We start from the raw sequence: 12715 nt of genomic DNA on the forward strand, positions 1-12715 counted from the left end.
GGGCTTTCCAGCAAAGATCACCTGGCGCCGATGAGTAAGGCGTACCAGAACCACTCCACAGGAGGACCCCAGTGGCGAAGGCGAAGTTCGAGCGCCGCGTTGCCAGACCACGCGACCCGGGCGGGCATAGTGCAAGGACCCCTAAGGCGTACCGTGGGTAACTTTCCTGGTCCCGCCCCCTACCCATCGGTACGCCGCTGCCCTACGCTCCCATTGCGCCAGTGTTCACTGGCGCGGTTCTCGTGGTGTGTGGAGGTGTCGGCATGGGCGAGCGCGAACACGAGCATGTGCGGGTCGTGGTGGTCGGGTCCGGGTTCGGCGGGCTGGGGGCCGCCGTGCGGCTGCGCCGGGAGGGGATCACCGACTTCGTCGTGCTGGAGCGGGCCGGCGGTGTCGGCGGCACCTGGCGGGACAACAGCTACCCGGGCTGCGCGTGTGACGTGCCGTCCCACCTGTACTCCTTCTCCTTCGCGCCCAACCCCGACTGGCCGCGCACCTTCTCGGGGCAGGAGCACATCCGCGCCTACCTGGAGCACGTGGCGGACACGTTCCGGCTGCGGCCGCACATCCGCTTCGACTCGGAGGTGAAGCGGATGAGCTGGAACGGCGAGCGGCTGTGCTGGGACATCGAGACCGCCGGCGGGAACCTGTCGGCGGACATGGTCGTCTCCGCCACCGGGCCGTTGTCCGACCCGAAGGTGCCGGACATCCCCGGCCTGGCCTCCTTCCCCGGCAAGGTGTTCCACTCCGCCCGCTGGGACCACGACTACGACCTGCGCGGCAAGCGCGTCGCCATGGTGGGCACGGGCGCCTCGGCCGTCCAGATCGTGCCGTCCATCCAGCCGGACGTCTCCCGGCTCACCCTCTTCCAGCGCACCCCGCCGTGGGTGATGCCGCGGATGGACCGGGCCATCAGCGGCGCCGAGCGGTGGCTCCACCGGCAGCTGCCCTTCACCTCGCAGCTGCGGCGCGGACTGCTGTGGGGCATCCGGGAGTTGCAGGTCCAGGCGTTCACCAAGCGCCCCGACGAGCTCGGTCTGGTCGAGAAGCTGGCCCGGCGCAACATGGCCCGTGCCATCAAGGACCCGGCCCTGCGGGCGAAGCTCACCCCGGACTACCGCATCGGCTGCAAGCGGATCCTGCTGTCCAGCGAGTACTACCCGGCGCTCGCCCGGCCGAATGTGGACGTCGTCGCGAGTGGGCTGGCCGAAATCCGCGGTTCCACCCTTGTCGCCGCCGATGGCAGTGAGGCCGAGGTCGACGCGATCGTCTTCGGCACCGGGTTCCACGTCACCGACATGCCCATCGCCGACCGGGTCGTGGGCGCCGACGGGCACACCCTCGCCGAAACCTGGAAGGGCGGCATGGAGGCCCTGCGCGGCGCTTCGGCTGCCGGGTTCCCCAACTGGATGACGATCATCGGGCCCAACACGGGCCTGGGGAACTCCTCGATGATCCTCATGATCGAGTCCCAGCTGAACTACCTCGCCGACTTCGTCCGCCAGCTCGACGTCCTCGGCGGCCGGGTCGCCCTCGACGCCCGTCCGAGCGCCGTGAGTGCCTGGAACCACCGGGTGCAGGAGCGGATGAGGCGCACGGTGTGGAACACCGGCGGCTGCACCAGCTGGTACCTCGACGCGAGCGGCCGCAACACCACCATCTGGCCCGGCACGACAGGCGAGTTCCGGCGGGCGACGCGACGGGTCGACCTCGCGGAGTACGACGTCCTGAGGGCCCCGGCGGCCGAGCAGCCGGCGGAGAAAGCCGCGGAGCAGGCCGGGGTGGACGCGTGAGCCGCCTGCTGTCCGTCGACTCCGGCCCCTACGCCCCGCCCGTCCCGGTGCGTGAACTGACCGCCGTCTCCGCCGACGGCGCCCGGCTGCACGTCGAGGTCCACGGGCCCGAGGGCGCGCCCGCCGTCGTCCTCGCCCACGGCTGGACCTGCTCCACCGCCTTCTGGGCGGCCCAGATCCGCGAACTGGCCGCCGACCACCGGGTCGTCGCCTACGACCAGCGCGGCCACGGCCGCAGCCCCGCGAGCCCCGTGTGCAGCACCGACGCGCTCGCCGACGACCTGGAAGCCGTCCTCGAAGCCACCCTGGCACCCGGCGAACAGGCCGTGATCGCCGGGCACTCCATGGGCGGCATGACCGTCATGGCGGCCTCCGGGAGAGCCGCCTTCCGCGCGCACACCGCGGCCGTCCTGCTGTGCAGCACGGGCAGTTCGCAGCTGGTCGCGGCCTCCACCGTCGTCCCCATGCGGCCCGGTCGGCTGCGGACCTGGCTGACCCGGCGGATCCTCGGCTCCCGCGCCCCGCTCGGTCCCGTCACACCACTGGCCCGCCGGATCCTCAAGTACGGGACCATGGGCCCCGCTTCGGCACCGCACATGGTCGAGGCCTGCGCCCGCGTCGTGCACGCCTGCCCCCGCAAGGTCCGCCACACCTGGTCGCAGGTGCTGGATCTGCTCGACCTCGACCTCGGCGTACGGGAGTTGCGGGTGCCCGCGGCTGTCGTCGTCGGTACGGCGGACCGGCTGACGCCGCCGGTGCAGGCCCGGGCGCTGGCCGAGGCGCTGCCGCACTGCACCGGACTGACCGAGCTGCCCGGCATCGGCCACATGACGCCCATCGAGGCGCCCGAGCTGGTCACCAAGAGGATACGTGAACTCGTCCACGCACACGTCCAGGTCGCAACCGAGGAGAGCGCATGAGCAGGGTGAGCCTCGAAGGCAGGGTCGCCGTGGTGACCGGGGCGGCGCGCGGCGTCGGGGAGTTGCTGGCCCGCAAGCTCTCCGCACGCGGTGTGAGGGTGGCGCTGGTCGGGCTCGAACCGGAGGCGCTCAAGGAGGTCTCCGGGCGGCTGCACAGCGACAGCGACCACTGGCACGCCGACGTCACCGACCACGAGGCGATGGCCCGGGTCGCGAGTGAGGTCGAGGAGCGCTTCGGCAGGGTCGACATCGTGGTCGCCAACGCCGGTGTGGCCACGGGCGGTCCGTTCGCCGACTCCGACCCCGAGTCCTGGCGGCGGGTGATCGAGGTCAACCTGGTCGGCTCGGCGGTGACGGCCCGCGCCTTCCTGCCGCTGCTGCTGGAGAGCCGGGGCTATCTGCTCCAGATCGCGTCCCTCGCGGCGATCACCCCGGCGCCGATGATGACCGCGTACTGCGCGTCCAAGTCGGGCGTGGAGGCGTACGCGCACAGCCTGCGTGCCGAGGTCGGGTACCGGGGCGTGCAGGTCGGCGTCGGGTACCTGTCGTGGACCGACACCGACATGGTGCGCGGTGCCGATCAGGTGGACGTCATGCGGGAGTTGAGGCAGCGGCTGCCGTGGCCGTCGAACAAGACGTACCCGCTCAGTCCGGCGGTGGACCGGCTCGTGGCGGGGATCGAGCGGCGGTCGAGTCATGTGTACGGTCAGTGGTGGCTGCGCGGGATGCAGGGCGTGCGCGGTTATCTGCCCGGGGTCATCGGGACGGTGGGCCGGCGCGAGATGCGGCGGTTCGCGGACCGGCTGACGGGCATGCCCACGGGCCTGGTCGGGGCGGGTGGAGCGGCCGATGAGCAGCGGCGTACTACGCTCCGTGAATGATCGACATGCGCAGGGTGACGGCGCGTGTGAATCTGATCGAGCCAGATCCCCTCACCCCCAACGGGAGTGGACCCACATGGGTATGAAGGACCAGTTCCAGGAGAAGTCCGAGCAGTGGCAGAACCAGGCCCGCGAGAAGGCGGGCCAGGCTCGCGAGCAGATGCAGGGCCGCGGCCGCCGGCGGGACGAGGACATGGACCCCTCGCAGCCGCAGCCGCAGCCGCAGCGCGACCGCGAGCGTGAGCGTGAGCGCGAGCAGGACGACCGCTTCGACCAGGACTACGACGCCTGACGTTGCGTGCTGAAGGGAAGGGGTGCCCCGCGCGGGGCACCCCTTCCTCACGTCCCGGGCCGCGTCCGCGGCGGGAGCTTCGGCCGGGAGCGGTCCGGTACGTCGCTGTAGGTCGGCGGTGTGGCGGGCGGGTCGGTCTCCAGCAGCCCCAGGGCCAGTTCCACCGCGTCGGTCAGCTGGGCGTGCCGGCCCTCGGCCCAGTCCAGCGGGGTGCGCAGGACGTCGATGTCGGGGGCGACGCCCTTGTTCTCCACCGACCAGCCGTAGGCGTCGAACCAGGCCGCGTTCATCGGCACCGTGATCACCGTGCCGTCCCCCAACTCGTGGCGGCCGGTCATGCCGACCACACCGCCCCAGGTGCGCTGCCCCACCACCGGGCCCAGCTTCAGCAGCTTGAACGCCGCGGTGATCATGTCGCCGTCGGAGGAGGTCGCCTCGTCCGCCAGGGCCACCACCGGGCCACGCGGCGCGTTCGAGGTGTACGACACGGGCTGGGCGTCGCGGGTCAGGTCCCAGCCCAGGATCGTGCGGCTGAGGGTCTCGATGACCAGCTCGCTGATGTGACCGCCCGCGTTGCCCCGGACGTCCACGATCAGCGCCGGCCGGGACACCTCCATGCGCAGATCCCGGTTGAACTGCGCCCAGCCCGAACCGCCCATGTCCGGGATGTGCAGGTAGCCGCATCGGCCCCCGCTCAACCGCCGTACCACGGCCCGGCGTTTGGCCACCCAGTCCTGGTAGCGCAACGGCCGCTCGTCGACCAGCGGCACGACCGCGACCCGCCGGGGCGGGCCCTCGCCCTCCGCCGGGGTGAAGGTCAGCTCCACCGTCGTCCCGCCCGCCCCCGCCAGCAGCGGATAGGGGCCGGCATGCGGATCCACCGGGCGGCCGTCGACATGGGTGAGGACCGCGCCCTGCCGGATGCCCGTACCGGCCAGTGGAGAGCGGGCCTTGGAGTCGGAGGAGTCGCCGGGCAGGATCCGCTTGACCATCCAGCCGCCGTCCCGGCGTACGAAGTTGGCGCCCAGCAGGCCCTGCCGGCGCTGGTAGTGCGGCGGGCCCTCGTTGCGCCGCGCGGCGGTGACGTACGCGTGGGACGTGCCCAGTTCACCCAGCACCTCGCGCAGCAGGTCCGCGAACTCGTCCGGGGACGCGACCCGTTCGACCAGCGGACGGTACTGTTCCAGCACCCCGTCCCAGTCGATGCCACACATGCCCGGCTCCCAGAAGTACGCCCGGATCAGCCGCCCGGCCTCCTCGTACGCCTGCCGCCACTCCGCCGCCGGCTCGACCGTGTGCAGGATGCGGCGGGCGTCGATCCACACCGTCGAGTCGGAGTCGCCCGGCTCGGTGGCCGGCACCGCGCGCAGTTCGCCCTCGTCGACGATCACCAGTCGGCTGCCGTCGCCGCTCACCGCGAACCAGTCCAGGTGCTGGGCGAGTTCGGACTTCTTGGCCTTGGTGATGCCGAAGTGCTCCAGGGTCGGCCGGCCGCTGGTGTCGTCCGGATTGGCGAACGTCTCGCCCAGCGCGCCGGAGATCGGCCAGCGCAGCCACACCAGTCCGCCGCCCGCCACCGGGTGCAGCGCCGAGTACTTGGAGGCGGACACCGGGAACGGCGTGACCCGGCTCTCCAGCCCCTCGACCTCGACCGTCACCGCCCCGGTGTCCCCGTTCTCCTCGTCCTCCACCGGGTCCAGGCCCCCGGCGGCCGGACGGCCCTCCGGGTTCACCGCGAACGGGGAGGGGGTCGCCGAGGACAGCGGCACGAGGTACGGGCGGCAGCCCAGCGGGAAGGACAGGTCGCCGGTGTGCACGTCGTAGACCGGGTCGAAGCCGCGCCAGGACAGGAAGGCGAGGTAGCGGCCGTCGCGCGTGAAGACCGGGTTCTCGTCCTCGAAACGGCCGTCGGTGACGTCGACGACGAACCGGTCCCCTTCTGCCGTTCCGGCGAGTCGGGCCATTTTGATCTGCCGCAGCGTCCGCCCGATGCCCGGGTGGGACCAGGTCAGCCACGCCCCGTCCGGGGAGAACGCCAGGTCCCGCACGGGCCCGTTGATCGACCGGATGAGCTCGGTGACCTCGCCGCCGGAGTCCTCGGTCACGTCCACGAGGAGCAGCCGTCCGTCGTGCGAGGCGACCGCCAGCCGCTCGCCCTCCGGGTCCGAGACCAGTTCCCGTACCCGCCCCAGCTCGCCGGAGGCGAGCCGCCGGGGCGCCCGGTCGCCGCTCGCCCGGGGCAGGAAGGCGATCTCGATCGCGTCCTCGCCCTCCGCGTCCGTCACGTACGCCACCCGCCCGCTCCCGCCGAGCATCTCCGGCATCCGCACCCGCACGTCCGGGGTGTCGGTGAGGGTGCGGGCCGGGCCGTCCCGGGTGGTGAGCCAGTACAGGCTGCCGCGGACCACGACCGCGCCGGCCCGCCCGGTCTCGTCGACCGAGATCCCGTCCACGTGCTGGGAGGCCGCCACCTGGTACGGGCGCCGCCCCGCGCGCGGCCCGCTCAGCCGCACGTCCAGCCGGCGCGGCTCGGAGTCCGGGGACAGATCGTCCACAAGCCACAGGTCGCCCGCGCACTGGTACACCACCCGGCTGCCGTCGCCTGCGGCGTGCCGGGCGTAGAAGGCGTCGTGGTCGGTGTGGCGGCGCAGGTCGGAGCCGTCGTAGGCGCAGGAGTACAGGTTGCCGACGCCTTCGTGGTCGGAGAGGAAGGCGATCCGGCCGCCGACGAACATGGGGGAGTGCAGATGGCCGCCGAGGCCTTCGAGCAGCCGTTCGCCGTGCAGCCACAGCCTGCCCGTGGCCCCGCCCCGGTAGCGCTTCCAGGCGGCCGGTTCGTGCGGCGGGGTGCCGGTGAGAAGGAGGGATCTGCGCTCCCCCTCCAGATCGGCGACCTGGATGTCGGCGACCGGACCCCAGGGGAGTTTCCTGCCCGGGTCGCCGTCCGGGGAGACCTTGTAGGCCCAGGTGAAGAACGAGAACGGCTCCCCGTGCGAGGCCACGGCCAGGATCTCGCCGTCCGGGGTCCATCCGCAGACCCGGGTGTCGGCGCTGCCCCAGTGGGTCACCTGGCGGGCGGGGCCGCCGTCCACCGGGGCGATATGGACCTCGGACACCAGGCTGCGCCAGCTCGTGTACGCGAGGTGCCGGCCGTCGGGCGAGAGGCGGGGGTGGCCGACCTTGGTGCGGTCGACGGTGAGCCGCCAGGCGCGGCCGGGGCCGTCGAGCGGGGCGAGCCAGAGGTCGTCCTCGGCCACGAAGCAGAGCAGGTCGTCATGGAGGTGCGGCAGACGCAGATAGGTCACGTCTTCATGCTTTGCCGGGGGAGGAGGTGGAGCAAGTTATGACAAACGGGCAGTGGTGGCCTTGCCGTGACGCAAGGCACGTACGAAACCGTTTCGTTTTCATAGGGTATGCGCTACCTTCGTGCCGTACGAAACCGTGTCGTTCGGAGCAGGAAGGTGAGAGAGATGGCTGAGGTCGCCGCCGTGCGTCGCAGTCGGATCACCCCCGAGCGGGAGGCCGAGTTGTACGCTGCCGTGCTCGACCTGCTCCGCGAAGTCGGCTACGACGCCCTCACCATGGACGCCGTGGCCGCCCGCACCCGGTCCAGCAAGGCCACGCTCTACCGCCAGTGGGGCGGCAAGCCGGAGCTGGTGGCGAAGGCGATCCGGCACAACAAGCCGGGCAACGTCGCCGACGTCGACACAGGGTCCCTGCGGGGCGACCTGCACGCCCTCACCTCGCGTGAGGACGACTGCACCATGCAGCAGAACGCCGCGCTGATGCGGGGTCTGTTCACGGCGGTGCACAGCAACCCGGACCTCCTCCAGGCGTTCAAGGAACTGCTCATCGAGCCGGAGATGGAGGAGTTCCACCGGGTGGTGCGCAGGGCCGTCGACCGCGGCGAGGTCCGCGCCGACTGCCCGGCTCTGGACTACGTCGTGCACATGCTCGTGGGCGCTTTCGCCACCCGCACGCTGATCGACGACCAGCCGCCGACGCAGGCCTTCCTCGCCTCGTACATCGACGCCGTGGTCCTCCCCGCCCTCGGCGTACCCACCGAGTAGCCCCCTCGGCTAGCCCCCACCTGACGTCACCGCTCACGTCGTCGGGCTGATCACCCCTGCCCTGAAAACCCCACGACTGACCGGGAGTACGCCCTCGTGGCCACATTCCTCTACAAACTCGGCCGGCTCTCGTACCGGCGACGGCACTTCGTCGCCCTGATATGGGTGGCCCTGCTGACCCTCGCCGGTGTCGGCGCGGCCGGCGCACCCGCCGCGGGCAGCAGTTCGTTCTCCATTCCCGGCACCGAGGCCCAGAAGGCCTTCGACCTGCTGGAGCAGCGCTTCCCCGGTGCCAGCGCCGACGGCGCCACCGCCCGCGTGGTCTTCAAGGCGCCGAGCGGGGAGAAGATGACCGATCCGGGCAACAAGGCGACCGTCCAGGCGACCGTCGAGGAACTGGGCGACGGCTCCGAGGTCGCCGGCGTCACCGACCCCTACCAGGCGAAGGCCGTCAGCAAGGACGGCACGGTCGCGTACGCGCAGGTGTCGTACAAGGTCTCCGGCATGGAGCTGGACGACGGCGCGAAGGACGCCCTGCAGGACAGCGCGCGGGACGCGCGGAAGGCCGGACTGACCGTCGAGATCGGCGGTGACGCGCTCCAGGCGGTACCGCACACCGGCTCCAGCGAGATCATCGGCATCGCGGTCGCCGCGGTCGTCCTCGTCATCACCTTCGGCTCGCTGGTCGCGGCCGGGCTGCCGCTGCTGACAGCCCTCATCGGCGTGGGCATCGGCGTCTCCACGATCACCGCCCTGGCCGGCGCCCTGGACCTGGGCACGACCACCTCCACCCTCGCCACGATGATCGGCCTCGCGGTCGGCATCGACTACGCCCTCTTCATCGTCTCTCGCTACCGCGCCGAACTGGCCGAGGGCCGCGACCGCGAGGAGGCGGCCGGCCGGGCCGCCGGCACGGCCGGCTCCGCGGTCGTCTTCGCGGGCCTCACCGTGGTGATCGCCCTCGTCGGCCTGGCCGTCGTCAACATCCCGATGCTCACGAAGATGGGTGTCGCGGCGGCGGGCACGGTGGCCATCGCGGTGCTGATCGCGCTGACCATGATTCCCGCGCTGCTCGGATACGCGGGTCGCAAGGTGAAGCCGGCGAGAGAGAAGGGCAAGCTGCTCGGCCGGGCCACGGCACAGGACAAGCCGGCCAAGCCCAACCTGGGCACTCGCTGGGCGAGTTTCGTCGTACGCCGCCCGATCGCGGTGCTGCTGCTCGGCGTCATCGGCCTCGGCGCGGCGGCCGTCCCGGCGGCGAGCCTCGAACTGGGCCTGCCGGACGACGGCTCCCAGCCCACCTCCACCACCCAGCGCCGCGCCTACGACCTCCTCTCCGAGGGCTTCGGGCCGGGCTTCAACGGTCCGCTGATGGTCGTGGTCGACGCCAAGGGCAGCGACGACCCGAAGGCGGCGTTCACGGCGGTCGGCGACGAGATCAAGGGGCTGAAAAACGTCGTCACCGTGACGCCACCGGCGCCCAACAAGGCCGGTGACACCGCCACCATCACCGTCGTCCCCGGCTCGAAGCCGTCGTCCGTCACGACGGAGAACCTGGTGCACGGCATCCGGGACGCGGGCGCGGGCATCAAGGCCGACACGGACGCGAACGTCCTGGTCACCGGCAGCACGGCCATGAACATCGACGTCAGCCAGAAACTCGACGACGCGCTGGTGCCTTACCTGATCCTCGTCGTCGGCCTGGCCTTCCTCCTCCTCATCGTGGTGTTCCGCTCGATCCTGGTCCCCCTGAAGGCGGCCCTCGGCTTCCTCCTCTCCGTGATGGCGGCCCTCGGCGCGGTCGTCGCGGTGTTCCAGTGGGGCTGGCTGGCGGACCTGATGGGCGTGGAGCAGACGGGCCCGGTCATGTCGATGATGCCGATCTTCATGGTCGGCGTGGTCTTCGGCCTGGCCATGGACTACGAGGTGTTCCTCGTGACCCGCATGCGGGAGGCCTACGTGCACGGCGAGAAGCCCGCGCAGGCCGTGGTCACCGGTTTCCGGCACGGCGCCCGGGTCGTCACCGCCGCCGCCGTCATCATGATGGCCGTCTTCGCCGGCTTCATCGGCTCGTCCGAGTCGATGGTCAAGATGATCGGCTTCGGCCTCGCGATCGCGGTCTTCTTCGACGCGTTCATCGTCCGCATGGCCATCGTCCCGGCGGTCCTGGCGCTCCTCGGCCGCAAGGCCTGGTGGCTGCCCAAGTGGCTGGACCGGGCCCTGCCGAACGTGGACGTGGAGGGCGAGGGGCTGCGCGCCCTGACCGACGGCGCAGGCGAAGACCGGGAGCTGGTACGGGCCTGACGGCCCGACCTTTTCCGAGGACCGGCCGGTGAGGGCTCCGTGGGGACGGGGCGCCCTCACCGGCCTCTTCCACGCCTCGTGGTGAGGCGGGTGCGCTCGTCCTCGCTCGGGAGCACCCTGGAACTAGGTGTTCCGGAGGTGATCGTCATGATGCACACCACAGTCGGATGGCATGTCGAGATGGAGTTCATGGAGGACGACCAGCACACGCGGGCCGTCGCGATGGTCCGTCTGCCCGACGGCACCGAGGTACGGGCGCAAGGGCACGCGAACCGGCACCGGTCCGATGCCAATCAGCCCAGGGTCGGGGAGGAGATCGCCGGGGCCCGGGCGCTCAACGAGATCGCCATGCGGTTGCTGACGAAGGCGCACGAGGAGATCGACCAGGCGTCCGGGCGGACCTCCCACCCCATTCACGTCTAGAGGCCCAGCACTCCCCGCACCGCCCGCACCAGTCCCTGCGCCCTCGGGTCCGCCGTCACCGTCTTGCGGAAGCCGTTGGTGACGTAGCCGAAGGCGACCCCGGTCTCCGGGTCGGCGAAGCCCAGTGCGCCGCCGCGGCCCGGGTGGCCGAAGGAGCCCGGGGTGAGGAAGGGCGAGGTGCCGCCGTGCAGCATGTAGCCGAGGCCGAAGCGGGTGCCGACCACCAGGACCCGGTCGGGGCCCGCGGACTCCTCGGCCCGGGCAAGTTCGACCGTCTCGGGCGTGAAGAGCCGTGCGGCACCGGCCGTGTCGCCGATCAGCGTGGCGTAGAAGCGGGCGAGTCCGTCCGCCGTCGCGATCGCGTTGGTCGCGGGGAGGGCCGCCGCGCGGTAGGCGGGGTCGTTCTGCTCGGGGAACGGGGTGATCGCGGCGAAGGCCCGGCGCGTGAGGGAGGCCGGGTCCTGGTAGGCCTGGGTCACCGAACGCTTGGGGCGGGCGCGCAGGCCGCCGGCCGGCTCGGCTCCCTCCACGCGGCCCACGCGTCCCACCCGGCCTGCCTGCGAGGCGGGCAGCCCCAGCCAGAGGTCCAGGCCCAGCGGGCCGGTGATCCGCTCCGTGAGCCACGCGCCGGCGGACTGCCCGGTCACCCGCCGCACGAGTTCGTCGAGCAGCCAGCCGTAGGTCAGCGCGTGGTAGCCGTGGTCGGTGCCGGGCTCCCAGACCGGGGCCTGCGCGGCGACCGCCTGCGGTCCCTTCAGCGGGTCGAGGACCTCCTGCGGGCTGAGCGGCCGGTCGAGAACGGGGAGCCCGGCCCGGTGGTTCAGCACGTGCCGGACCAGCACGCGCTCCTTGCCCCGCGCCTTGAACTCCGGCCAGTAGTGCCCCACCGGCGCGTCCAGGTCCAGCTGCCCGCGCTGGTGCAGCAGCAGGACCACGGCGGCGGCCACGCCCTTGGTCGCCGAGCGCACGACCTGGGCGGTTCCCCGCTCCCAGGGGTCCGTGCCGTCGACGTCCTTCGTGCCGCCCCACAGGTCGACGACCTTGTGCCCGTTTCGGTAGACGGCGACCGCCGCGCCCCGGTCCCCGAGCGTGGCGAAGTTCCGTACGAACGCTTCCCTCACCGGCTCGAAGCCCTCGGCCACTGTGCCGTGCACGTCCACGCCCGCAACTCCTCGTCTCGCCGTGATGCTCCCCTTCACCCAAGCAGGATGGTCACGTCGATGTTCCCGCGGGTCGCGTTCGAGTACGGGCACACCTCATGGGCGGCGTCCACCAGCTTGGTCGCGAGGCCCGGGTCGACGACCGGCAGGGAGACGCTCAGGGCGACCGCGAGACCGTAGCCCCGCTGCTTGTTGGGACCGATGCCCACCTTCGCGGAGACGGCGGAGCCGGTGAGGTCGTAACCCTCGCGGTTGCCGACCAGGATCAGGGCGTCGTGGAAGCAGGAGCTGTAGCCGGCCGCGAGGAGCTGTTCCGGATTGGTGCCGTTGCCGTCGCCGCCGAGCCGCGCGGGCATCGCGAGCTTGAGGTCGAGCTGCCCGTCCTGGGTGGTGACATAGCCTTCCCTGCCCCCGTGGGCGGTGGCCTCGGCGACGTAAAGGATCTTCGTGGGACGGGTGTCGCAGGTGGCGGCAGCGGTGCCGTCGGTCATGGTGGGCCTTCCCCAGGAACAGGTGCGCGCAGGTACATCGTGCACAAGGTACTGACCGGTAACCAGCCTGCGGCCACCAGGGGTGGCAACCCGGGGTAACCCGGGATCAGCGGACCCGGCCCGCCGCCGACTCCGCCCGCTCGGCCAGCCGCCACAGCTCCTCGCGGAGCCGCGCGACCTCCGCCTGGTCCAGCCCGACCGCCGTGAGCAGCGCGTCGGGCACCCGCCCCGTCCGCTCCCGGAGCTCCTCGCCGCGCCCGGTCGACGCCACGAGCACCGACCGCTCGTCCCGGGCCGACCGCTCACGCCGCACCAGGCCCGCCGACTCCAGCCGCTTCAGCAGCGGCGAGACCGTGCCGTAGTCGAGGCGCACGCGCTCAT

Annotated in this window: 10 protein-coding genes and 1 pseudogene; 7 read left to right on the forward strand and 4 right to left on the reverse strand. The window is 71.9% G+C overall.

Annotated elements, in window-relative coordinates:
- Window positions 1–263: 263 nt before the first annotated feature.
- From ACWD1U_RS27220 to ACWD1U_RS27235, 4 genes are all read left to right on the forward strand, one after another.
- Complete coding sequence (locus ACWD1U_RS27220) at window positions 264–1793, forward strand: flavin-containing monooxygenase (RefSeq protein WP_451111372.1); 1530 nt, start codon at window positions 264–266, stop codon at window positions 1791–1793.
- Complete coding sequence (locus tag ACWD1U_RS27225; protein ID WP_451111374.1) at window positions 1790–2713, forward strand: alpha/beta fold hydrolase; 924 nt, start codon at window positions 1790–1792, stop codon at window positions 2711–2713. The genes ACWD1U_RS27220 and ACWD1U_RS27225 overlap by 4 nt, the downstream gene beginning before the upstream one ends.
- Window positions 2710–3594 carry an SDR family oxidoreductase gene (locus tag ACWD1U_RS27230; RefSeq protein WP_451111375.1) on the forward strand — a complete coding sequence of 295 codons (885 nt, stop codon included), beginning with the start codon at window positions 2710–2712 and terminating at the stop codon, window positions 3592–3594. The genes ACWD1U_RS27225 and ACWD1U_RS27230 overlap by 4 nt, the downstream gene beginning before the upstream one ends.
- A gap of 76 nt (window positions 3595–3670) precedes the next feature.
- Window positions 3671–3886, forward strand: a complete 216-nt coding sequence (locus ACWD1U_RS27235) for a hypothetical protein (protein ID WP_451111377.1) — start codon at window positions 3671–3673, stop codon at window positions 3884–3886.
- Window positions 3887–3933: 47 nt separating this feature from the next.
- On the opposite strand, the gene ACWD1U_RS27240 is transcribed toward ACWD1U_RS27235, so the two are convergent.
- Entirely contained in the window at window positions 3934–7191 is a 3258-nt protein-coding gene (locus tag ACWD1U_RS27240; protein ID WP_451111379.1) for a S41 family peptidase, read from the reverse strand.
- A gap of 165 nt (window positions 7192–7356) precedes the next feature.
- Here ACWD1U_RS27240 and ACWD1U_RS27245 point away from each other — a divergent pair, with 165 nt between their 5' ends.
- From ACWD1U_RS27245 to ACWD1U_RS27255, 3 genes are all read left to right on the forward strand, one after another.
- On the forward strand, window positions 7357–7956 hold the full coding sequence (locus ACWD1U_RS27245; RefSeq protein ID WP_451111380.1) for a TetR/AcrR family transcriptional regulator: 600 nt from the start codon (window positions 7357–7359) through the stop codon (window positions 7954–7956).
- 96 nt (window positions 7957–8052) lie between these two features.
- Window positions 8053–10260 carry an MMPL family transporter gene (locus tag ACWD1U_RS27250; RefSeq protein ID WP_451111382.1) on the forward strand — a complete coding sequence of 736 codons (2208 nt, stop codon included), beginning with the start codon at window positions 8053–8055 and terminating at the stop codon, window positions 10258–10260.
- 147 nt (window positions 10261–10407) lie between these two features.
- A complete protein-coding gene (locus tag ACWD1U_RS27255) occupies window positions 10408–10683 on the forward strand; it encodes a DUF1876 domain-containing protein (RefSeq protein WP_451111384.1) in 276 nt (91 codons plus the stop codon).
- On the opposite strand, the gene ACWD1U_RS27260 is transcribed toward ACWD1U_RS27255, so the two are convergent.
- From ACWD1U_RS27260 to ACWD1U_RS27270, 3 genes and pseudogenes are all read right to left on the reverse strand, one after another.
- Complete coding sequence (locus ACWD1U_RS27260) at window positions 10680–11843, reverse strand: serine hydrolase domain-containing protein (RefSeq protein ID WP_451111385.1); 1164 nt, start codon at window positions 11841–11843, stop codon at window positions 10680–10682. The genes ACWD1U_RS27255 and ACWD1U_RS27260 overlap by 4 nt on opposite strands.
- A 35-nt stretch (window positions 11844–11878) precedes the next feature.
- The gene (locus ACWD1U_RS27265) at window positions 11879–12334 is read right to left on the reverse strand and encodes an organic hydroperoxide resistance protein (protein WP_451111387.1); all 456 of its coding nucleotides are present in this window, start codon (window positions 12332–12334) and stop codon (window positions 11879–11881) included.
- A 106-nt stretch (window positions 12335–12440) separates the two neighbouring features.
- Window positions 12441–12707, reverse strand: a pseudogene (locus ACWD1U_RS27270) (MarR family winged helix-turn-helix transcriptional regulator); the annotation flags it as partial.
- Between the last annotated feature and the right edge of the window lie 8 nt (window positions 12708–12715).

The organism is Streptomyces sp. NPDC002788, assembly GCF_053592115.1.